Source organism: Pseudomonas simiae (genome assembly GCF_000934565.1).
GTDB classification, from domain to species: Bacteria; Pseudomonadota; Gammaproteobacteria; order Pseudomonadales; family Pseudomonadaceae; genus Aquipseudomonas; species Aquipseudomonas simiae.
Window position 1 is genome coordinate 4,617,171 of sequence record NZ_CP010896.1, and the last position, 19,793, is coordinate 4,636,963.

The window sequence follows — 19,793 nt, forward strand, 5'->3', positions numbered from 1 at the left end:
AATGCGCTCTCTGACCCTGCACCTGAAAATCCTGATCGCCATCCTGGTGGTGCTGGGTATTTCGGTCACCGCTTACCAGATCTTCGTGCTGGGGATCCCCGTCACCGAGGACGCCACCGACGACTTGTGGAACATCGACGCCAAGGTCGAGTTCGTCGCCAGCCCGAAAGACCCGGTGAAGATCCAGATGTTCGTGCCGCCCCTGAGCCGCGACTTCGTCAGCCTCAACGAGAGCTTCATCTCGAACAACTACGGCGTGAGCGTCAACCGCACCGATGGCAACCGCAAGGTGACCTGGTCGGCCCGCCGCGCCAAGGGCAACCAGACCCTGTATTACCGCCTGGTCCTCACCAAGCGTTACAGCGGTGAAAAGGTCAAGATCAAGGGCCCGACCTTCCGCGACAGCATTGCCGTGGAAGGCCCGGAAAAGATCGCTGCCGAAGCCCTGCTGGCGCCGATCCGCCAGCACTCGGCCGACGTCGAGACGTTTATCAGCGAAGCCATCAAGCGCACCAACAACCTCAACGATGACAACGTGAAGCTGTTGCTGGCGGGCGATCCGTCTACGCCGCACAAGGCCAAGATCGTCGAGTTGCTGCTGTCCATCGCCCACGTGCCGGTGGAAAAGGTCCACACCATCCGCCTGGTCGCCGACCAGCCGCAAACCCCGGAACTGTGGCTGCGCAGCTTCAACGGCAATGACTGGCTGTACTTCAACCCGGAAACCGGCGAACAAGGCCTGCCCGCCGACCGCCTGCTGTGGTGGACCGGCGATGAAAACCTGATCACCGTCGATGGCGGCAAGAAAGCCACGGTAACCTTCAGCCTGAACAACAGCGAGATGAACGCCATTCGCCTGGCCAAGCTGACCGACGAGAACACCGACGCCAACTTCCTCGAATACTCGCTGTATGGCCTGCCGCTGCAAACCCAGCAGACCTTCATGATCATGGTGATGATCCCGATCGGTGTGCTGGTGATCCTGATCCTGCGCAACCTGATCGGCTTGCAGACGCTGGGCACGTTCACGCCGGTGCTGATCGCCCTGGCGTTCCGAGAGACGCAGTTGGGCTTCGGGATTGTGCTGTTTACGATTATCACGGCGCTGGGGCTGTCCCTCAGGTCGTACCTGGAACACTTGAAGCTGCAGATGCTGCCAAGACTGTCGGTGGTGCTGACGTTCGTGGTAGTGCTGATCGCGGCCATCAGCCTGTTCAGCCATAAACTGGGGCTGGAGCGCGGGCTGTCGGTGGCGCTGTTCCCGATGGTGATCTTGACCATGACCATCGAACGCCTGTCGATCACCTGGGAAGAGCGTGGCGCCAACCATGCGCTGAAGGTGGCGATTGGCACGCTGTTCGCCGCGTCCCTGGCGCACCTGATCATGAGCGTGCCGGAGCTGATCTACTTTGTATTCACCTTCCCGGCCATCCTGCTGATTTTGGTGGGCTTCATGCTGGCCATGGGTCGTTATCGCGGCTACCGCTTGACCGAGCTGGTGCGTTTCAAGGCCTTCTTGAAGGCTGACCAGTAATGTTCGGTTTCTGGAAGACCTGGAAGGCGCTGGAAGCGCGGGGAATCATGGGCATCAACCGGCGTAATGCCGACTACGTGCTCAAGTACAACAAGCGCAGCCTGTACCCCATCGTGGATGACAAGATCATCACCAAGGAACGCGCACTGGCCGCCGGCATCCATGTGCCGGAAATGTACGGGGTGATTTCCACCGAGAAGGAAATCGACAAGCTCGACGAGATCATCGGCGGGCGCAGCGATTTCGTGATCAAACCAGCGCAAGGTGCCGGCGGTGACGGCATCCTGGTGGTGGCGGACCGCTTTGAAGGGCGCTATCGCACGGTGTCCGGCAAGATCATCAGCCACGAAGAGATCGAACATCAGATATCCAGCATCCTCACCGGCCTGTATTCACTCGGCGGCCACCGCGACCGCGCGTTGATTGAGTACCGCGTGGTGCCTGACCAGATCTTCAAGAGCATCAGCTATGAAGGCGTGCCGGACATCCGCATTATCGTGCTGATGGGCTACCCGGTGATGGCCATGCTGCGCTTGCCGACCCGTCAATCGGGCGGCAAGGCCAACCTGCACCAAGGCGCCATCGGCGTGGGTGTGGACCTCGCCACGGGCCTGACCCTGCGCGGCACCTGGCTCAACAACATCATCACCAAACACCCCGACACAACCAACGCGGTGGATGGCGTGCAACTGCCCAACTGGGACGGGTTCATGAAGCTTGCGGCGGGTTGCTATGAGTTGTGTGGGCTGGGGTACATCGGCGTGGACATGGTGCTGGACCAGGAAAAAGGTCCGCTGATTCTTGAGCTGAATGCGCGGCCGGGGCTGAATATCCAGATCGCCAACGACTGCGGTTTGACCCTGCGAACTCATGCAGTAGAGGCGCGGCTGGAAGAGCTGAACGCCGCTGGCGTGACGGAAACGCCGGAGGAGCGGGTGAAGTTTGCGCAGGAAATGTTTGGGCATATTCCGCCCGTAGAAGGTTAACGCGACTTTTCATCGCCTTATCCCCGACATCCCCTCTAGGAGCAAATCCTACAGGGGACTACAATCCCCTCCCCCGCGCCATTAGCTGATCCACCCCGCATGTCGACCTGCTCCGTATATACGCTGCCCTATCGGGCTAACCCCGCCGAGTATTTTGCGGCGATTCGCCACGCGCCTGGCGCGGTGCTGCTGGATAGCGGGCGACCGGCAGCCGAGCGTGGGCGGTATGACGTGCTGAGTGCCTGGCCACTTGCAACCTTGACGGTTTCACCTGACGAAAGTGGTAGTGATTTCCTGCAACGCTTGCGGAAAAACCTTACCCAGTTGGGGAAAGCAGACCTGCCCACCGGGTGTGAACTGCCGTTTGCCGGTGGCCTGATCGGCTATTTGAGCTATGACTTCGGCCGGCACCTTGAGCAAATGCCACACCTTGCCGTGGACGATCTGCACCTGCCGGATGCGCGTTTCGGGCTGTATGCCTGGGCGCTGATCAGTGATCATCAGGCCCGGACCAGCCAGCTTGTGTTTCATCCCGCACTGGCGGAGACAGAGCGGCAACGCTTGATCACCCTGTTCGGTCGGCCGGTAGCCGACAACACAGCGACCTTCAAACTTAACGGCCCCATGGCCCCGGACCTCACCGGTGAGGCCTACCGCCAGGCAATCGTGCGCATCCAGGACTACATCCAGGCCGGCGACTGCTACCAGGTCAACTTTGCCCAGCGCTTCCGTGCGTCGTGTGTCGGCGATCCCTGGGTCGCCTACTGCGCCCTGCGCGAAGCCTGCCCGACGCCGTTCTCTGGGTTCCAGAGCCTGCCGGACGACGGCGCGGTGCTGAGCCTGTCGCCCGAGCGTTTCGTGCATGTCAGCGAGCGCCGCGTCGAGACCCGCCCCATCAAAGGCACTCGCCCACGCGGTCTGACGCCCGAAGAGGACGCCGCCAACGCCGCCGAACTGCTGGCCAGTCCCAAAGACCGCGCCGAAAACCTGATGATCGTCGACCTGCTGCGCAACGACCTCGGCCGCACCTGCCGCACCGGCTCGGTGAGCGTGCCGGAACTGTTCAACCTGGAAAGCTACCCCAACGTGCACCACCTGGTGAGCAGCGTTATCGGCGAATTGGCCGACGGCAAAGACGCCCTCGACCTCATCGCCGGCAGCTTTCCCGGCGGCTCCATCACCGGCGCGCCGAAGATCCGCGCGATGCAGATCATCGACGAGCTGGAGCCGACGCGACGCGGGTTGTACTGCGGTTCGCTGGTGTACCTGGACGTGCGTGGCGAGATGGACAGCTCCATCGCCATCCGCAGCCTGCTGGTCAAGGATGGGCAGGTATGTTGCTGGGGGGGCGGCGGGATTGTCGCGGACTCGCAGTGGGAAGCGGAGTACCAGGAGTCGCTGACCAAGGTGAAGGTGTTGTTACACACTTTGGAAAACCTGTAGTCGCCAAGCCCCTCCTGGCTCTCGGACGCAAAGCCGCCCGGCAGGAAAAAACCTGAATCAGAACGTCTATGGACGACATTCGAGCTGGAAGATAGCGTCCGGCTCGGACCGTCCACTAGCCGCCTGTGAGGGATCACATGAACCGACTGCTTACTCTTAAGAAATTGTTTCCGAGATTGCATCTCGATCCAACCGCGCCTATATTCTCCCAAATTGGGAGGATGCAGCGATGCGCATAATCGCTCTCTCAACCCTACGAATATTCTGGGAAAGCCACTCAGCTTATTCCGACGCCAAAACACCGCTGGTCGAACTGTACCGTCATTTGGAGAAAGCCACTTACCCAACGCCGCAAGCACTCAAAGCAGAGCTTAGAGCGGCAAGTATCCTGAAAGGTGGCAGGGTTGCCTTCAACGTGGGCGGCAACAAATATCGAGTGATCATGGCGATCGATTACCAGCGCCAGCTTGGGTTCATACGTTTCGTGGGGACGCATGCGCAGTACGACCAGATCAACGCGGAGACCGTGTGATGAACATCAAACCTATACATTCCCAGGAAGACCTGACCGCGGCACTCACGCGCGTCGAGCAGCTATGGGGAGCCGAAGTCGGCTCACCGGAAGGTGACGAGCTCGAAATTCTTGCAGTCCTCATAGAGAAATACGAGGCAGAACATTATCCAATGCCTCCTTCGGATCCAGTGGAAGCGATTAAATTTCGCATGGAGCAGTTGGGCATGACCGCTCGGGATCTTGAGCCTTTCATCGGGACAAGCGGGCGTGTGTCCGAAGTATTGAATCACAAGCGCAAGCTGAGCTTGTCGATGATCAAGCGCCTGCATGAAGGCTTAAGTATTCCTTATGAGCGCTTGCTGGCTGGCGTCTGAAATTACAGTGTTTGTAAGGACCTCATTGCGGGCAAGCCCGGCTCCCACATTTTGACGTGTAAACCTGTTCACGTGTGGGCGCTGGCTTGCCTGTGAAGGGGCCACCAGCCTTGGCGAAAAACCTACAGGCTCAACGGCCGATTCGACGCCTTGATGAACGCCTGCTTCAGATCCTCGAACGTATGCACCGCCGGGAATTGCGGGAATTCGCGGATCACGTTCTCCGGCGCATGGAACAGAATCCCACAGTCGGCTTCGCCCAGCATGGTGGTGTCGTTGTAAGAGTCGCCGGCGGCGATCACCCGGTAGTACAGACTCTTGAAGGCCAGCACGGATTGGCGCTTCGGATCTTTCTGGCGCAGTTGGTAACTGACCACGCGATCGGTGTCGTCGGTAATCAGGCGATGGCACAGCAGGGTCGGGAAACCCAGTTGGCGCATCAGGGGTTGGGAAAATTCATAGAAGGTGTCGGACAGGATCACCACCTGGAAGCGCTCGCGCAGCCAGTTGACGAATTCGATGGCGCCGTCCAGCGGCTTGAGAGTGGCGATCACTGCCTGGATGTCGGCGAGCTTGAGCCCGTGTTCGTCGAGGATGCGCAGGCGTTGCTTCATCAGCACGTCATAGTCGGGAATGTCCCGGGTAGTCGCCCGCAGGGATTCAATACCGGTTTTTTCGGCGAAGGCGATCCAGATTTCCGGAACCAACACCCCTTCCAGGTCGAGACAGGCAATTTCCACAAGACACTCCCATTTGTAGTTTGTTGGTTGAGCGAGCAAAAGGACTGCCGAACTCTAGCGATTCAAGCTCACCGCCGCAACGCAGAGCGGATTTTGATACCATCGCTCCCCTATAGAGCGCTCAGCGCCACTGACCTGTAGGAACCGTCCTGATGAACCAAGCCTTCGACGTCGCTGAACTCGCCGCGACTTACGCCAACAAATCCGCCCAGGATATTCTCAAGCTGGCGTTCAGCCAGTTCGGTGATGACCTGTGGATTTCCTTCAGCGGTGCCGAGGACGTGGTGCTGGTCGACATGGCCTGGAAGCTGAACAAGAACGTCAAGGTATTCAGCCTCGACACCGGCCGCCTGCACCCGGAGACCTACCGGTTCATCGAGCAGGTACGCGAGTTCTACAAAATCGACATCGAGCTGATCTCGCCGGACCAGAGCAAGCTGGAACCCTTCGTCAAAGAGAAGGGCCTGTTCAGCTTCTATAAGGACGGCCATGGCGAATGCTGCGGCGTGCGCAAGATCGAGCCGCTGCGCCGCAAACTCGCAGGCGTGAATGCCTGGGCCACCGGCCAGCGCCGTGACCAGAGTCCCGGTACCCGCAGCCAAGTGGCGGCGCTGGAAATTGACACAGCCTTCTCCACCCCGGAACGCACGCTGTACAAGTTCAACCCGCTGGCGCAGATGACCAGTGAGGAAGTCTGGGGTTACATCCGCATGCTGGAGCTGCCGTACAACAGCCTGCATGAGCGCGGCTTTATCAGCATCGGCTGCGAGCCCTGCACCCGGCCGGTGCTGCCAAACCAGCATGAACGCGAAGGTCGCTGGTGGTGGGAAGAAGCCACGCAGAAGGAATGCGGCCTGCATGCCGGGAACATCATCAGCAAGGCCTAAGGGCTTCGCGATCAAGTAATCAATGTGGGAGCGGGCTTGCCCGCGATCGCGGTGGATCAGTCGCTATCTGCGTGACTGATTTTCCGTCATCGCGGGCAAGCCCGCTCCCACATTTGTTATGTGTTTAACACTGAAGGTGTACACACAGATGTAACCATAGGTGGCATTTATGTGTGCAATTTTCTGTGATCCGCACCCTAACGTAACACCTCTATCCGCCCGCAGTTTCCCACCGTGCATCGCACGCTTCCCACAGCAAAATAAATAGCTGTTCAAACGGTCAATTTATATCGTTTGTAATTCAGATAGTTATTTCAAGAACATGCAAAAAGGAAATTACCTCCAGCTTTCATAGATCAAAAACTGGCACGTAAGTGGCTTAAGGTGAAATGCACTTTGTATACAATAAATACAAAACATACATACACTTTGCCATCTGCGGCCTGGCTGCCGATGCGCTGGAGCCTGCCGGAATGCGTCCAAGCCTCTCGAACAATATCGCACTGGATCTGCCCTCCTCGCCCCTCAACCCCGAAGCGACAAGCCCCGGCCCCCTGGTGCTGAGCCCACGGCTGCACAACAAAGACCTGGCCCCGACCAAGGTCGAAGGCCGACGCTGGGGGCGCTACAGCATCTTTGCACTGTGGACCAACGACGTGCACAACATCGCCAACTATTCCTTCGCCATTAGCTTGTATGCCTTGGGTCTGGGCGGTTGGCAAATTCTGTTGTCCCTGGGTATCGGCGCGGCGTTGGTGTACTTCTTCATGAACCTATCGGGTTATATGGGGCAGAAGACCGGTGTGCCGTTCCCAGTGATGAGTCGAATCAGCTTCGGCATCCATGGCGCGCAGATTCCGGCGTTGATCCGCGCAGTGATTGCGATTGCCTGGTTCGGTATCCAGACCTACCTGGCCTCGGTGGTTTTCCGCGTGTTGCTGACGGCAATTCATCCAGGTTTTGCCGACTATGACCACAACTCGATCCTGGGCCTGTCGTCCCTCGGCTGGGCCTGTTTTGTGGCGATCTGGCTGGTGCAGCTGGTGATCCTGGCTTACGGCATGGAGATGGTGCGCCGCTACGAAGGCTTCGCCGGACCGGTGATTCTGCTGACGGTAGCGTCACTGGCCGGCTGGATGTACTTCCAGACGGGCGGGAACATCGCCTGGTCGATCCGCGACCCGCTGTGCGGCGGCGAGATGTGGCGCAATATCTTTGCCGGTGGCGCGCTGTGGCTGGCGATCTACGGCACGCTGATCCTCAATTTCTGCGACTTCGCCCGCTCTTCGCCGTGCCGCAAGACCATCCAGGTCGGCAATTTCTGGGGCCTGCCGGTGAATATCCTGGTGTTTGCCGCGATCACCGTGCTGCTGTGCGGCGGGCAATTCCAGCTTAACGGCCGGGTGATCGAAAGCCCCACTGAAATCATCGCGGCCATTCCCAGCACCTTTTTCCTGGTGCTCGGTTGCCTGGCGTTCCTGATCGTTACCGTGGCAGTGAACATCATGGCCAACTTCGTCGCACCAGCCTTTGTGCTGAGCAACCTGGCGCCCAAGTACCTGAACTTCCGCCGCGCGGGGTTGATCAGTGCCACCGTGGCGGTGCTGATCCTGCCGTGGAACCTCTACAACAGCCCGTTGGTGATTGTGTATTTCCTCTCCGGCCTGGGTGCCCTGCTGGGGCCGTTGTATGGGGTGATCATGGTTGATTACTGGCTGATCCGTAAAAGCCGGGTGGACGTGTTGCAGCTGTATAGCGAAGACCCAAATGGCGTTTATTACTACAGCCGTGGGGTCAATTTACGCGCGGTGGCAGCATTCATTCCCGCAGCCGTGATCGCCATTCTCCTGGCGCTGCTGCCCGGTTTCGCCAGTGTTTCACCGTTTTCCTGGATGTTTGGCGCTGGTATTGCAGGGTTGCTCTACCTGCTGATCGCCAAGCGTCAGCCGTTCTACGCCGATGTCAGCGGCGAAAGCATTGCAGTCGATAACGTCAGTCATTAATCAAGGACACTCCATGCGTATCCTCGTGGTCAACGTCAACACCACCGAATCCATCACTGAAACCATCGCCCAGCAGGCACGGGCTGTGGCTGCGCCGGGCACTGAGATTGTCGGGCTCACGCCCTACTTCGGCGCGGAGTCGGTGGAAGGCAACTTTGAAAGCTACCTGGCGGCCATCGCCGTGATGGACCGCGTGATGGCCTACGACCAGCCGTTCGACGCGGTGATCCAGGCCGGTTACGGTGAGCACGGCCGCGAAGGCTTGCAGGAGTTGCTCAACGTGCCGGTGGTGGACATCACCGAAGCGGCCGCCAGTACCGCGATGTTTCTGGGCCATGCCTATTCGGTGGTGACCACGCTGGACCGCACCGTGCCGCTGATCGAAGACCGCCTGAAACTGGCCGGCTTGTATCAACGCTGTGCCTCGGTACGGGCCAGCGGCATGGCAGTGCTGGAGTTGGAAGAAAACCCGCGGGCGGCGATGGAAGCCATCGTGCGCCAGGCGGAACTGGCCATCAGCGAAGACAAGGCTGAAGTGATCTGCCTGGGCTGCGGCGGCATGGCCGGGCTGGACGAGCAGATCCGCCAGCGCACCGGCGTGCCAGTGGTGGACGGCGTAACCGCCGCAGTGACCATCGCCGAATCGCTGGTGCGGTTGGGGTTGTCGACGTCGAAGATCAGGACTTATGCGACGCCAAGGCCGAAAAAAATCATCGGCTGGCCGCGTTAAAACGCTGGCTCAACTGCTGTTCGGCAAACTGCTCGATGATGAAATCCACAAACGCGCGGGTCTTGCCGGGTAGCAGTTTATGTTCGGCGTAGTAAATGGAGATGTTGCCGTCGTCGACATACCAGTCGGGCAGCACCCGCACCACCGCGCCGCTGTCCAGAAACGGCACGGCCATGGGCATGCTCACTAGGGCGATGCCCAGGCCCTGCGCGCTGGCGCAGCAGGCAGCTTCAGAGTCGCTCATGGTCATTCTCGACTTAAGCACCAGCGGGCGGTGTTCACGCTCGGTGCTGGTCAACTGCCAGGAGCGTACGCGGCCGGTTTGGGGGGAGCGGATGAGAATCCCCGTGCAGCGCGCCAAGTCCTCTGGGGTCAATACCGGCGCGCGTCGCGCCAGGTAATCCGGCGACGCCACCAATACCCGATGTGCCGGTGTGAGTTTACGCGCCACGACCCCCTGGGGCAGTTCAAAACCGCCGCCGATGGCCGCATCGAAACCTTGGCCGATCAGGTCCACCTGACGGTTATCGAAATGCCAATCCGGGCTGATGTCTGGAAAGCGCTGCATGAACTCCCCCAGCAGTGGCACCACATAGCGATTGCCAAACACGGTGCCCATGCTGACCTTGAGCGTCCCTACCGGCCGCCCTTCAGCGCTCGCCAGGTTGGCCATGGCGTTCTGGATGGTGGTGAGGCTACCGCTGACCTCTTCCAGAAACAGTTTTCCGGCTTCGGTCAGGGTGAGACGCCGAGTGCTGCGCTGGAACAATCTCACCCCCAGGCGCGCCTCCAGCTTGGCGACACTTTTGCCGACGGCTGCCGGGGTCAGGCTCAGGTGCCGGGCAGCCTCCGCAAAACTGCCGCCTTCAGCGCTGCGCACGAAGCATTCGATACTGCCAAAGCTCTCCATATCGACTCACTCTAAACTTTTGGTTTACACAGACTATAGCAATCACGGTCTACCGGGAGGGACTGGCGAGGTCGATACTCGCCCCCAACAACAAGGCATCCTGCCTTGAACAGCTAGGAGATCGACATGACCACACAGAACCTCAGCGGCAAAGTCGCCTTGATCCAAGGCGGTTCCCGCGGCATCGGCGCCGCCATCGTCAAGCGCCTCGCAGCGCAGGGTGCAGCAGTCGCCTTTACTTACGTCAGCTCGGTCGCCAAGGCTGAAGAACTGCAGAACAGCGTGATCAGCGAGGGCGGCAAAGCCCTGGCGATCCACGCCGACAGCGCCGATGCCGGGGCGATCCGCAACGCCGTCAACGCCACCGTCGAAGCCTTTGGTCGCCTGGACATTCTGGTGAACAACGCCGGTGTACTGGCCATCGCGCCGCTGGAAGATTTCAAGCTGGAAGATTTTGACCAGACGTTAGCGATCAACGTACGCAGCGTGTTTATCGCGACCCAGGAAGCGGCCAAGCATATGGCTGACGGCGGTCGGGTGATCAACATTGGTAGCACCAATGCCGAGCGCATGCCGTTTGGCGGTGGCGGCCCGTACGCCATGAGCAAGGCGGCGCTGGTGGGGTTGACCAAGGGCCTGGCGCGAGATCTGGGGCCACGCGGCATTACCATCAACAACGTGCAGCCTGGGCCGGTGGACACCGATATGAACCCGGCGAACAGCGATTTTGCCGAAAGCTTGATCGGGCTGATGGCGGTGGGGCGTTACGGGCATGTGGAAGAGATCGCCAGCTTTGTGGCTTACCTCGCAGGGCCGGAAGCGGGTTACATCACAGGTGCCAGTTTGACCATCGATGGTGGCTTCAGCGCCTAGTACTTCTTAAACACTGCAAAACCCTGTGGGAGCGGGCTTGCTCGCGAAGGCTGAGTATCGGTCACTTAATACATCGACTGATACACCGCTTTCGCGAGCAAGACCGCTCCCACAGGGTTGACCTGTGTTTGATTCAGGGACGGGGCGGCAAGCCATAGGCCGCTAGGTCAAAGTCCGCGAGCTTGCGGATGATCTGGTCGGCATGGTGGTACTTGCTGTCGGCCATGGCTTCATCCGGCACGGCGATGGCGGTCATGTGCGCGGCCTTGGCGGCGGTGACGCCAAACGGCGAGTCTTCGAACACCAGGCAGTCCTCGGGCGCAACGCCCAGGCGGCGGGCGGCGGTGAGGAAGATGTCCGGCGCAGGCTTGGCGGCACCGACTTCCGGGTCGTCAGCGGTGACGATGGTATCGAACAGGCCAAACCATTCGCGGTGCAGCGTGGTCTTGTGGCCGAACGAATTGCGCGACGAACTGGTGCCCACCGCAATCGGGATATTGTGCGCTTTCAAGTGCCGCACCAAAGCTTCAGCGCCAGGCATGCCCAATGCCTTGGGGAAGCGCTCGCTCATCAGCGGCTCGCGTATTTCCAGGAACTGCGCCGGTGTGATCGGCAAATCCAGCGCCTTCACCACGTAGTCAGCCAAGTCCTGGGCACCGCGCCCGATGATGTGCTGCTTGATGCCCCAATCGTAGGTACGGCCGTAGCGTTCGGCGATGATCTGCGTAACTTCGGTGTAGATGCCTTCGGTATCCAGCAACAACCCGTCCATATCGAAAATCACGGCCTTGATTGGACCGACTGCGGTACGCGGTGCATTCATCGCAACAGAACCTTGGGAGAGGACTAAAAGGATTCAGCACAATAACGGCCACACTTGCCGGCAAGCAACCCTTTAGACTGTAGCCCCCTCCTTTCGAAGTACCCGCAATGCTCTTCCGTCTCGCTGCCGACAGCCTGGTGCTGTTTCACCTCACCTTTATCCTGTTCGTGCTGTTTGGCGGCTTGCTCGCGCTCAAATGGCGCCGGGTAATCTGGCTGCATTTGCCGGCGGCCGCCTGGGGCGTGGCGGTGGAAGTGCTGCACCTGCCCTGCCCGTTGACCCGGTGGGAAAACCTGCTTCGTCACCTCGCCGGACAAGACGGTTACGGCGGTGGTTTTGTCGAGCATTACATCCTCACGCTGATCTACCCGGCGGGGCTGACCCCTGGGGTTCAATTGGCGCTCGGGACGGTGGTGCTGCTGATCAATATCGCGGTGTATGCGTGCTTGATCAGGCGTGCGCAGGCAAGCAACCAAGGTTGGCCAACGTAGCTTCCACCGCGGCTTCGAGCGGCGTATGCGGCTCATGGCCCAGGGCCACCAACAGGCGTTGGTTATCCATGCGCAAGGGGGTTTGCCACAGGTAGCGCATCTCTTGCATCTCGCGCAGGGTGACGACAAAGGGTGCCGCCACTTTCAGCAACCACCACGGGAAACGATTGACGCGCGGTTGATGCCCCGTCCTACGCAGCATTACGCGCTGAATCGCTTGGACCATCTGCGTGCCATCCGCATCCACGTGCCCGGCCATGTGGAAGCAGGCGAAGGCGTCGAGGGTTGCTCGACGCTCAATCAGCTCGACCATCGTGCGCGCTACATCGGGCAGATACGCCCATTGATGCATCACACCCGGGGCACCTGGGTAGCTGACGACCTGCACCGGCTTTCCGGGCTTGACCAAACCCTGGGCAAACCAGTTGTTAGCCACCCGCGCGCCGAAAAAGTCCCCGGCGCGCACGATCAGCGCCCGCGCCCCCTGACGGGAGGCGTCCAGCAAGCGCTGCTCCAATTGCACGCGGATTGCGCCTTTGCGAGTTTGCGGGTGCTGAGGTGAATCCTCGTGCAACACCGGGAATGCATCCGGCCCGTAGTTATAGACCGTGCCGGGTAATACGATAGTGGCGCCTTCGACGAGGGCTGCTGCGATGGTGTTGCCGATCATCGGCAGCACCTGCTCCGCCCAATTGCGATAACCGGGTGGGTTGACCCCGTGCACGATGACCGCGCAGCCACGGGCAGCCGCCAGTACCGCATCACGATTGAGCGCATCGCCTTCAACCCACGTAAACGCTGCGTTCTGGCTGCGGGCTCTGTCGACATCACGGGTCAACGCACACACTTCCCAGCTTGCAGCACTCAGCTGTCGCGCCACTTCACCGCCTATCCCGCCGGTTGCACCCAGTACCAGAACCTTTTTCATGGCCTTCTCCCACAGAGGTTGATGTGGCCATTTTGTGTGCAGTCTCGCTATAGATAAATTGCCGAACACAATGCAGTCGCTATACATTTATGCATGGCATCGACTATTGGTTGGGAGCTTTACCGATCGTTCCTCGGTGTATTCAGGGAGGGATCGCTGTCGGGGGCCGCACGGCAGCTCGGCATTACACAGCCCACGGTCGGACGGCACATTGCCGCGCTGGAAACGGCGCTGGGCGTGGTGCTGTTTACCCGTTCACCGAACGGTTTGTTGCCCACAGCACTGGCCCGCACCCTGCGCGCCCACGCCGAAACCATGGAGCGCACGGCAGCGGCGCTTGAACGTGCGGCCTCTTCTCAAGGCGACGACGTGCGCGGCGTGGTGCGCGTGTCCGCCAGTGAAGTGGTCGGCGTAGAAGTGCTGCCGCCGATCCTCACGCAATTGCGCCAGACTCACCCGCACCTCAGGGTTGAACTGGTCCTGACCAACCGCCTGAGCGACCTGCTGCAACTGGAAGCCGATATCGCCGTGCGCATGGTCCGTCCCAGCCAGGAACAACTGCTGGCGCGACGCATTGGCCTGATCGAAGTGGGCCTGCATGCCCGCGATGATTACCTGCTACAACACGGCACGCCCCTGCACATGCAAGACCTGGCCAGCCACTCAGTGATCGGCTTTGATCAGGAAAATGCGTTTATCCGCAGCCTGGCCATCAAGGGCTTCGAACGCAGCACCTTCGCCTGCAGCAGCGACAGCGACCTGGCGCAACTGGCCCTGATCCGCGCCGGCGCCGGCATCGGCGGCTGCCAGGTCCAACTGGCCAAGCGCGACCCACGCCTGCGCCGAGTCCTGCCGGAAGGCTTTGCACTCAGGCTGGACACCTGGGTGACGATGCACGAAGACCTGCGCAACAGCCCGCGCTGCCGCGTAATGTTCGACGCCCTGGTGGAAGGTTTGCAGCGTTACGTACAGGATTGAGACAGCTTCACTGGTGAAGAATCAGACTCCCTCAGTCCCTTCACAGACGCCACCATGTCCGAAGCCTTCGAAGTCCCCAGCCCCCACGAAAAACACCTCGAGTACACCACCGAACATGCCCACGGGCGAGGTGACAGTTTCGCCAGCCGCATCGCCGTGATGACCGCCCTCATGGCGACTCTCGGCGCCATGCTCAGCTACCAGGCCGGCTCCACCGAAAGTGAAGCGGCCATGGACAAAAACAACGCTGCCATCATCAAGACCGAAGCCGCGAACCAGTGGAACTACTACCAGGCCAAATCCAGCCGGCAGAACCTTGCGGAACTGGCCACTCACATTCCCGGCGTAGATGCAGCGCATTACAAGGACGAGATCGAACGCTACAAGCGCCAGAAGGAAGACGTGCGCAAACAAGCCGAAACGCTTGAAGCCACCTCAAAGGAATGGGATGAAAAATCGGAACAGGCGCTGCACCAGCATCACCGCTGGGCCCAGGCAATGACCGCGATTCAGATCGCGATCTCGTTGGCGGCGATTACGTTGTTGACGAGGCGGGAATGGTTGAAGCGCCTGTCGTATGCGGCAGCGGGTGTGGCAGTGGTATTGGGCAGCCTGGCGTGGCTGCATATCTGACGCGGTGCAGTCAAAAGGTGGGGGTGGCTGTGGGGTTGAGGGCTTGGGTGTACGTACAAGCCTGACGCGCGGGGTGGTAGTCTTGCCCTCTCGAAAACGACAATGACAGGGAAGTACGAATGCGGAGTCTGTTTCTATTGCTGTGCTGTTTGTTAATCACCGCCTGTTCAAGCAATCCGACAACACTGTTTGAAGAACAAGTCAAAAACAGCAGCACGCCGTTAGCGCGAACCCCCTCTGAGGCCATGCGTAACACTCAAGCGGTGCCCATGCCGATCGACCCAGGGTGGCGGCCGCCCCAGTGGAAGATCACGGCCGAAGAACCGCGCATCCTGATCAACGGGATCCCGTCGAACTACCGATTATTCAGCGTAGCCTTAATAAAAGATAAACCCTTCCATATCGACGTTAACTCTTGGTGCGTCAACGCGTGCCTGGGATTCAGCAAATACGCCCTGAACCCTTATTTGATCCTGATGGACGCCCAAGGCAATGTGCAGGCTGAAGGCTTTGGCAAGGCGTCTGGCATCGTGGGGGTCATCAGCCAGGTCTTGAAAGGCACGGTGAAAAACAGCGGAACCTACTACCTTATCGTCGCAGCGGATAACCGTGCGCCAGGGGAAACCATTGTCATCGACAATGTACTGCTGATAGGCGCCGCAGCGAACCCGATAGCGCCGTTGCGCATCGGAATGGGCAGCTATCCATTTGGGTCGGTTGGGCCGTTATTGAATACGGAAGAGACACCTTAACCTGCGACGGTTGAGCGTGAAGAAAATAGGCCGGGTGTATATCCACTGAATCGGCTGTACTGGCCCTGATAATTGATTTGGGCAATTTCCTACGGCCTATTCAGAAGCGCCACTCTCCCACTTCAAATTCACCCCGCCTATAGTCCAACGGTCGCTCACAGGGCGACCGGGTTTGGCGACTCGACTACAAGATGGCAAAAGCTTCCCGGCAGATTTGCGGGATGCCCCTGCACGCAATAAGCTGCTTCATGGTAGCTGTGCGTGGGAGACCTTCGGGTCTGCCGGTCTTTGTCCGTTCTTGTCCCGGTTCGCCAACCTGCGTACAGCTGCCACCTTTTGTTTGGCGACAAATGCGTGGCTCACATCCTCTAAGTGAACGGACTTAAGGCATGAACCAATACATAGCACTCACCAGCAACGACAGCGCCACACCCGCCCTTTTCGTCGACACAACCGTCCCGTTGGAAATCCTTCTTGATGCCGCGAACTATCGAATCCGCTCGGTGACGCAGGTGCTTGAGAATCTTGCGCTACGTAGTGAGATAGGCAGCGATGCGGTGGTACTCAGCGACTTTGCCTTGCTGTGCTCAATTCCAATGCGCGACGGGTGTGACTTGCTGGATGTCATAGGCCGGCGAATGGATGTTCCGCTACCCTAGAAAATACTGCAGGTCGCTTTAGAGCTTTAGCGACCAATTCCCCTGGCTTCGGAATAGCAATCCAGGGGGTTCTGGTTTACGAGGGCACACAAAAGGCCCCCGCACCTGGCTTAAGTGTGGGGGCCTTTTGAACATAAGTGGCGTTATTGGTAACGCGCCGCCTACTTTTTGGCTTGGGCCAGATACGCCGCTTTCTGTTCAGCGCTGAGGGCCTTGGTCGTGATAACCGCGCTGGTCATTTCAGTGGCCACCGTGTGGCCACAGCTCGGGCAATCAATATCTTCCTTTTCCTTGCCACCCGGAAAAGTGCCGCTCAGATAATGTCTCTGGAACAGTTCGCTGCACTCAGGACAGATGTACACGGTCATAGCTAAAGCTCCTTGTAATGATGGCCCATTGTAACCACAGCGGCCGAGGTGGCGGTGGTTCCTTTCCGCGCGTGCGTATTCGTAGGTCAGCGATCCGCCTCTCTGGCTTCAAATTCGCGAACCCGATCCTCGGCAGTCTGTTTGGCCAATTCGCACAGGTCGGCACGCTGCTCATGGGTGATTGCGTCAACATCGGCCAGCGCTTCGGCATAGCCGCAAGCGAACACCTCAGCATGGTGGATTTGCTGCCGAGTAGCCTGAAGGATCAAGGCCACTTTGCGCCGCGCTTGATTGAGGTAACGAGCTTTTTCTTTTTCGGTGAATGTCGGCATAGCAGAGAGTCCTTTCTGTTTGTCACGTGCGTTATTAAAATGCTTGCCAAAGCTGATAGCAGAAAAAACCCACTAAAAGAAAGCCGGCACTCAGCCCGCTAAGCAAGGATGGGATTAAGAAAAGCCACCATACCCGTTGTGAACGGATTTGAAATTTTTTCGTAGATGCGAGGAACAACTGGAGAAGTTGAGGCCCTCTCATGCTCTCAATCATCGCGTTTGTTCTGGCCATATGGATACTGCCCCAGATCATTTTGATGATTTCCCATGATATGAAGAGCATCAAGGACAGTAAGCCGAGGAGCCCGCAAAGCGCGTAAAGCATGGGTGGTAGTTTCGTAGACAAAGTCGACCAAAAACCAAACAGACCCGCATATCCAGCGACCAATAGGAGATTTGTGTAATTGGTAGCGCCCGCCATCTGCTTTTCATTCAGTTGCATCAACAGGTCAGCATCTTTATCTCTTTCGAGATGAAGCTGAAATTCCTTTAACTCCTGAATCTCTTTGGCATGCGCATTCACTACATCGCTTGCCCGCTCATTCCATTGCTGCTGATTCATTCTTCTCCGCTCCGTTGAGAGTTGTGTCATAGGAAATTCTGATCGGTCCAAAGCGCGAATATGCCCTGGCAGGCGTCATCAGTGAGCCACATTTTTTCGCACCAAAACAGCGCGCCAGTCCCATGGCGATCCCATGAGGCTATTTTTTGGACGCCAAAAACCACAAACCCCCGACTTTCTCTAGGAAAATCAGGGGTTTGCGTTTTCATAATATGGCGGTGAAGGAGAGATTCGAACTCTCGATACAATTTCTTGTATACACACTTTCCAGGCGTGCTCCTTAAGCCACTCGGACACTTCACCGTATCTCGGCAAACCAGTTCAGTCTGTCGAGGCGCGCTAATGTAGTCGAAAGCCTTTCTGATGGCAAAGGTTTTTTTCAGAATTTTCATGCGGTTAGCCGGTTATGCCGATCCACGCCCGGCAAGGGGCGGTGATTGTGCCATTCTCAGGCATCGGCAGGATGGGTCTGGGGCGGTGATTGCGCCCTGCCCCCGGCTTTTCAAACGCCTATATGCGGGAAAAGTCTGACTGGGCAGTCAGTCACAGCGCTTTACCGGGGCGGGCGTGGTGGGTAACGTCTGCGCATGCACGTCTATTAACTAGCCTTCTATAAAAAATCCTACAAGGAACCGCGTCATGAGTGAGTTGATTGCCTACCACCTCGAAGACGGTATCGCGACCCTGACCTTGAGCAACGGCAAGGTGAATGCCATTTCTCCGGCGGTGGTCAGTGCGTTTAATGAAGCGCTGGATCAGGCGGAGAAGGACCGGGCGGTGGTGGTGATCACCGGCACGCCGGGGATTCTGTCGGGTGGTTATGATTTGAAGGTGATGACCGCCGGCCCTAAAGAGGCGATCGGCCTGGTGACGTCCGGTTCGACCTTGGCACGCCGTCTGTTGTCGCACCCGTTCCCGGTGATTGTGGCGTGCCCTGGGCATGCGGTGGCCAAGGGTGCGTTCCTGCTGTTGTCAGCAGACTATCGGATTGGCGTGGAAGGCCCGTTCAGCATTGGCCTGAATGAAGTGGCGATCGGCATGACCATGCACCACGCCGGTATCGAGCTGGCGCGGGATCGTCTGCGTAAGTCGGCGTTCCATCGTTCGGTGATCAATGCCGAGATGTTTGACCCACAGGGCGCGTTGCAAGCCGGTTTCCTCGACAAGGTGGTGGCACCGGAAGAATTGCATGCGGCAGCCCTGGAAGCGGCGCGTCAGTTGAAGAAATTGAACATGAATGCTCACAAACACACCAAGTTGAAGGTGCGCAAAGCGCTGCTGGAAGCCCTGGACGATGCAATCATCCAGGACCAGGGGCATATCCTGAGCTAAGTCCTACCCTTGATACGCCAGAGCCCGACCTTGAGTCGGGCTTTTTCTTACAAACTAATCCGAATCCTACTGAGCCGCTCTAGCCTGCCCGTGTCGGTAGATGCTGAAACATGCTCTTAAACATCGCTTATCTCCTACCTCTACAGGGCTAATTGCCGAATACAGTGCACATCCGTACACTGCGCCACCTTTTGTCCGGATAGGCTGTGTCGATGCTTTTTCTGCTGCGTATGTTGTTGATGGGCCTGCACTTTATGCTCGCCGGTGTGCTGGGCGTGTTGGTCGGTCTGTGTCGACCGTTCAACCCGGACAACAGTCGCCTGTGTGCTCGCCTCTACGCGCTGCCGGCCATGTGGATTCTGGGGCTGAACGTAAAGGCCGATGTGGACTCGCTGCGCCACAAGCCCGGCACCTGCGTGGTTATCGCCAACCATCAGTCCAACTATGACCTGTTTGTGTTCGGTAACGTGGTGCCTTACCGCACCGTGTGTATCGCCAAGAAAAGCCTGAAATGGGTGCCGCTGTTCGGTCAGTTGTTCTGGCTGGCGGGTAACGTGCTGATCGACCGGGGCAATGCGTACAAGGCTCGCCGTGCGATGCTCACCACCACTCACACGTTGCAACATGAGGACACGTCGATCTGGGTGTTCCCGGAGGGCACGCGCAATTTGGGCAAGGGGTTGCTGCCGTTCAAGAAAGGCGCGTTCCATATGGCGATTGCGGCCGGTGTGCCGATCGTGCAGGTGTGTGTCAGCAATTACGTGACACATATGCAGCTCAATCGCTGGAACAGTGGGGATGTGCTCATACGGTCGTTGCCGCCGATTCCTACCATTGGGATGACTCCGGATGACATCCCCGCGTTGATGCAGGCGTGTCATGCGCAGATGGAGGCGTGCATAGAGGAGATGGATCGCGAATTGGCACCGGGCCCTCTTTAA

General features: G+C 58.7%; 23 protein-coding genes and 1 tRNA gene. 16 read left to right on the forward strand and 8 right to left on the reverse strand.

Annotation, left to right across the window (positions count from 1 at the left end):
- The first annotated feature begins 1 nt into the window (after position 1).
- From rloB to PF1751_RS20865, 5 genes are all read left to right on the forward strand, one after another.
- The gene (gene rloB, locus PF1751_RS20845; RefSeq protein ID WP_010208469.1) at positions 2-1,534 is read left to right on the forward strand and encodes an osmotic stress tolerance membrane protein RloB; all 1,533 of its coding nucleotides are present in this window, start codon (positions 2-4) and stop codon (positions 1,532-1,534) included.
- Entirely contained in the window at positions 1,534-2,520 is a 987-nt protein-coding gene (locus PF1751_RS20850) for an alpha-L-glutamate ligase-like protein (protein ID WP_010208468.1), read from the forward strand. Before rloB ends, PF1751_RS20850 begins: the two co-directional genes overlap by 1 nt.
- A gap of 99 nt (positions 2,521-2,619) precedes the next feature.
- Complete coding sequence (gene pabB, locus PF1751_RS20855) at positions 2,620-3,963, forward strand: aminodeoxychorismate synthase component I (protein WP_044287675.1); 1,344 nt, start codon at positions 2,620-2,622, stop codon at positions 3,961-3,963.
- Positions 3,964-4,192: 229 nt separating this feature from the next.
- A complete protein-coding gene (locus tag PF1751_RS20860; RefSeq protein WP_010208464.1) occupies positions 4,193-4,495 on the forward strand; it encodes a type II toxin-antitoxin system HigB family toxin in 303 nt (100 codons plus the stop codon).
- Complete coding sequence (locus PF1751_RS20865; protein WP_010208463.1) at positions 4,495-4,851, forward strand: helix-turn-helix domain-containing protein; 357 nt, start codon at positions 4,495-4,497, stop codon at positions 4,849-4,851. The genes PF1751_RS20860 and PF1751_RS20865 overlap by 1 nt, the downstream gene beginning before the upstream one ends.
- A 122-nt stretch (positions 4,852-4,973) precedes the next feature.
- Here PF1751_RS20865 and thrH read toward each other — a convergent pair whose 3' ends face one another.
- Positions 4,974-5,591, reverse strand: coding sequence for a bifunctional phosphoserine phosphatase/homoserine phosphotransferase ThrH (gene thrH / locus PF1751_RS20870; protein WP_010208462.1), 618 nt, complete (start codon positions 5,589-5,591; stop codon positions 4,974-4,976).
- A 152-nt stretch (positions 5,592-5,743) separates the two neighbouring features.
- On the opposite strand from thrH, the gene PF1751_RS20875 reads away from it, so the two are divergent.
- The 3 genes from PF1751_RS20875 to PF1751_RS20885 all read left to right on the forward strand — a co-directional run bounded on the left by PF1751_RS20875 (position 5,744) and on the right by PF1751_RS20885 (position 9,211).
- Positions 5,744-6,478 carry a phosphoadenylyl-sulfate reductase gene (locus PF1751_RS20875; protein WP_010208461.1) on the forward strand — a complete coding sequence of 245 codons (735 nt, stop codon included), beginning with the start codon at positions 5,744-5,746 and terminating at the stop codon, positions 6,476-6,478.
- A gap of 473 nt (positions 6,479-6,951) precedes the next feature.
- Complete coding sequence (locus PF1751_RS20880; protein WP_044287677.1) at positions 6,952-8,481, forward strand: NCS1 family nucleobase:cation symporter-1; 1,530 nt, start codon at positions 6,952-6,954, stop codon at positions 8,479-8,481.
- A 13-nt stretch (positions 8,482-8,494) separates the two neighbouring features.
- The gene (locus PF1751_RS20885; protein ID WP_021491510.1) at positions 8,495-9,211 is read left to right on the forward strand and encodes an aspartate/glutamate racemase family protein; all 717 of its coding nucleotides are present in this window, start codon (positions 8,495-8,497) and stop codon (positions 9,209-9,211) included.
- Here PF1751_RS20885 and PF1751_RS20890 read toward each other — a convergent pair.
- Complete coding sequence (locus PF1751_RS20890) at positions 9,192-10,121, reverse strand: LysR family transcriptional regulator (protein ID WP_044287679.1); 930 nt, start codon at positions 10,119-10,121, stop codon at positions 9,192-9,194. The genes PF1751_RS20885 and PF1751_RS20890 overlap by 20 nt on opposite strands.
- A 126-nt stretch (positions 10,122-10,247) precedes the next feature.
- Between PF1751_RS20890 and PF1751_RS20895 the strand changes: the two genes are divergently transcribed.
- Positions 10,248-10,994 (forward strand): 3-oxoacyl-ACP reductase family protein, encoded by a 747-nt coding sequence (locus tag PF1751_RS20895; protein ID WP_010208456.1) that lies wholly within the window; start codon positions 10,248-10,250, stop codon positions 10,992-10,994.
- A gap of 133 nt (positions 10,995-11,127) precedes the next feature.
- On the opposite strand, the gene PF1751_RS20900 is transcribed toward PF1751_RS20895, so the two are convergent.
- Positions 11,128-11,817 carry an HAD-IA family hydrolase gene (locus PF1751_RS20900; protein WP_010208454.1) on the reverse strand — a complete coding sequence of 230 codons (690 nt, stop codon included), beginning with the start codon at positions 11,815-11,817 and terminating at the stop codon, positions 11,128-11,130.
- Positions 11,818-11,924: 107 nt separating this feature from the next.
- On the opposite strand from PF1751_RS20900, the gene PF1751_RS20905 reads away from it, so the two are divergent.
- On the forward strand, positions 11,925-12,308 hold the full coding sequence (locus PF1751_RS20905; RefSeq protein ID WP_044287682.1) for a DUF2784 domain-containing protein: 384 nt from the start codon (positions 11,925-11,927) through the stop codon (positions 12,306-12,308).
- On the opposite strand, the gene PF1751_RS20910 is transcribed toward PF1751_RS20905, so the two are convergent.
- Positions 12,268-13,236 (reverse strand): NAD-dependent epimerase/dehydratase family protein, encoded by a 969-nt coding sequence (locus tag PF1751_RS20910; RefSeq protein ID WP_044287684.1) that lies wholly within the window; start codon positions 13,234-13,236, stop codon positions 12,268-12,270. The two genes, PF1751_RS20905 and PF1751_RS20910, sit on opposite strands and share 41 nt — an antisense overlap.
- A 93-nt stretch (positions 13,237-13,329) precedes the next feature.
- Here PF1751_RS20910 and PF1751_RS20915 point away from each other — a divergent pair, with 93 nt between their 5' ends.
- The 4 genes from PF1751_RS20915 to PF1751_RS20930 all read left to right on the forward strand — a co-directional run bounded on the left by PF1751_RS20915 (position 13,330) and on the right by PF1751_RS20930 (position 16,258).
- Positions 13,330-14,214, forward strand: a complete 885-nt coding sequence (locus PF1751_RS20915) for a LysR family transcriptional regulator (protein WP_044287686.1) — start codon at positions 13,330-13,332, stop codon at positions 14,212-14,214.
- A gap of 54 nt (positions 14,215-14,268) precedes the next feature.
- On the forward strand, positions 14,269-14,847 hold the full coding sequence (locus PF1751_RS20920; RefSeq protein WP_044287688.1) for a DUF4337 domain-containing protein: 579 nt from the start codon (positions 14,269-14,271) through the stop codon (positions 14,845-14,847).
- 119 nt (positions 14,848-14,966) lie between these two features.
- Positions 14,967-15,599, forward strand: a complete 633-nt coding sequence (locus tag PF1751_RS20925; protein ID WP_010208448.1) for a hypothetical protein — start codon at positions 14,967-14,969, stop codon at positions 15,597-15,599.
- Positions 15,600-15,988: 389 nt separating this feature from the next.
- Positions 15,989-16,258: a hypothetical protein gene (locus tag PF1751_RS20930; protein WP_010208447.1), complete on the forward strand. Its 270-nt coding sequence runs from the start codon at positions 15,989-15,991 to the stop codon at positions 16,256-16,258.
- Between the two features lie 161 nt (positions 16,259-16,419).
- On the opposite strand, the gene PF1751_RS20935 is transcribed toward PF1751_RS20930, so the two are convergent.
- The 4 genes from PF1751_RS20935 to PF1751_RS20955 form a co-directional block, all read right to left on the reverse strand.
- On the reverse strand, positions 16,420-16,626 hold the full coding sequence (locus PF1751_RS20935; protein ID WP_044287690.1) for a hypothetical protein: 207 nt from the start codon (positions 16,624-16,626) through the stop codon (positions 16,420-16,422).
- Positions 16,627-16,712: 86 nt separating this feature from the next.
- Positions 16,713-16,958 (reverse strand): hypothetical protein, encoded by a 246-nt coding sequence (locus PF1751_RS20940; RefSeq protein WP_044287692.1) that lies wholly within the window; start codon positions 16,956-16,958, stop codon positions 16,713-16,715.
- Positions 16,959-16,992: 34 nt separating this feature from the next.
- Positions 16,993-17,520, reverse strand: a complete 528-nt coding sequence (locus PF1751_RS28970; RefSeq protein WP_144407270.1) for a hypothetical protein — start codon at positions 17,518-17,520, stop codon at positions 16,993-16,995.
- A 213-nt stretch (positions 17,521-17,733) separates the two neighbouring features.
- A tRNA-Ser gene (locus tag PF1751_RS20955) sits at positions 17,734-17,823 on the reverse strand.
- A gap of 336 nt (positions 17,824-18,159) precedes the next feature.
- Here PF1751_RS20955 and PF1751_RS20960 point away from each other — a divergent pair.
- Positions 18,160-18,852, forward strand: a complete 693-nt coding sequence (locus PF1751_RS20960) for a crotonase/enoyl-CoA hydratase family protein (RefSeq protein WP_010208444.1) — start codon at positions 18,160-18,162, stop codon at positions 18,850-18,852.
- A gap of 212 nt (positions 18,853-19,064) precedes the next feature.
- The gene (locus PF1751_RS20965; RefSeq protein ID WP_038453656.1) at positions 19,065-19,793 is read left to right on the forward strand and encodes a 1-acylglycerol-3-phosphate O-acyltransferase; all 729 of its coding nucleotides are present in this window, start codon (positions 19,065-19,067) and stop codon (positions 19,791-19,793) included.

Excerpts from the sequence above, each read along its gene's own strand:
- rloB (WP_010208469.1), top strand. The coding sequence starts at position 2 with ATGCGCTCTCTGACCCTGCACCTGAAAATCCTGATCGCCATCCTGGTG.
- PF1751_RS20895 (WP_010208456.1), top strand. The coding sequence starts at position 10,248 with ATGACCACACAGAACCTCAGCGGCAAAGTCGCCTTGATCCAAGGCGGT.
- PF1751_RS20925 (WP_010208448.1), top strand. The coding sequence starts at position 14,967 with ATGCGGAGTCTGTTTCTATTGCTGTGCTGTTTGTTAATCACCGCCTGT.
- PF1751_RS20880 (WP_044287677.1), top strand. The coding sequence starts at position 6,952 with ATGCGTCCAAGCCTCTCGAACAATATCGCACTGGATCTGCCCTCCTCG.
- PF1751_RS20910 (WP_044287684.1), bottom strand. The coding sequence starts at position 13,236 with ATGAAAAAGGTTCTGGTACTGGGTGCAACCGGCGGGATAGGCGGTGAA.
- PF1751_RS20860 (WP_010208464.1), top strand. The coding sequence starts at position 4,193 with ATGCGCATAATCGCTCTCTCAACCCTACGAATATTCTGGGAAAGCCAC.
- PF1751_RS20890 (WP_044287679.1), bottom strand. The coding sequence starts at position 10,121 with ATGGAGAGCTTTGGCAGTATCGAATGCTTCGTGCGCAGCGCTGAAGGC.
- PF1751_RS20865 (WP_010208463.1), top strand. The coding sequence starts at position 4,495 with ATGAACATCAAACCTATACATTCCCAGGAAGACCTGACCGCGGCACTC.
- PF1751_RS20940 (WP_044287692.1), bottom strand. The coding sequence starts at position 16,958 with ATGCCGACATTCACCGAAAAAGAAAAAGCTCGTTACCTCAATCAAGCG.
- PF1751_RS20875 (WP_010208461.1), top strand. The coding sequence starts at position 5,744 with ATGAACCAAGCCTTCGACGTCGCTGAACTCGCCGCGACTTACGCCAAC.
- PF1751_RS20920 (WP_044287688.1), top strand. The coding sequence starts at position 14,269 with ATGTCCGAAGCCTTCGAAGTCCCCAGCCCCCACGAAAAACACCTCGAG.
- PF1751_RS20915 (WP_044287686.1), top strand. The coding sequence starts at position 13,330 with ATGGCATCGACTATTGGTTGGGAGCTTTACCGATCGTTCCTCGGTGTA.
- PF1751_RS20900 (WP_010208454.1), bottom strand. The coding sequence starts at position 11,817 with ATGAATGCACCGCGTACCGCAGTCGGTCCAATCAAGGCCGTGATTTTC.
- PF1751_RS20850 (WP_010208468.1), top strand. The coding sequence starts at position 1,534 with ATGTTCGGTTTCTGGAAGACCTGGAAGGCGCTGGAAGCGCGGGGAATC.
- PF1751_RS20905 (WP_044287682.1), top strand. The coding sequence starts at position 11,925 with ATGCTCTTCCGTCTCGCTGCCGACAGCCTGGTGCTGTTTCACCTCACC.
- PF1751_RS20885 (WP_021491510.1), top strand. The coding sequence starts at position 8,495 with ATGCGTATCCTCGTGGTCAACGTCAACACCACCGAATCCATCACTGAA.
- PF1751_RS20960 (WP_010208444.1), top strand. The coding sequence starts at position 18,160 with ATGAGTGAGTTGATTGCCTACCACCTCGAAGACGGTATCGCGACCCTG.
- PF1751_RS28970 (WP_144407270.1), bottom strand. The coding sequence starts at position 17,520 with ATGAATCAGCAGCAATGGAATGAGCGGGCAAGCGATGTAGTGAATGCG.
- PF1751_RS20930 (WP_010208447.1), top strand. The coding sequence starts at position 15,989 with ATGAACCAATACATAGCACTCACCAGCAACGACAGCGCCACACCCGCC.
- PF1751_RS20965 (WP_038453656.1), top strand. The coding sequence starts at position 19,065 with ATGCTTTTTCTGCTGCGTATGTTGTTGATGGGCCTGCACTTTATGCTC.
- pabB (WP_044287675.1), top strand. The coding sequence starts at position 2,620 with ATGTCGACCTGCTCCGTATATACGCTGCCCTATCGGGCTAACCCCGCC.
- PF1751_RS20935 (WP_044287690.1), bottom strand. The coding sequence starts at position 16,626 with ATGACCGTGTACATCTGTCCTGAGTGCAGCGAACTGTTCCAGAGACAT.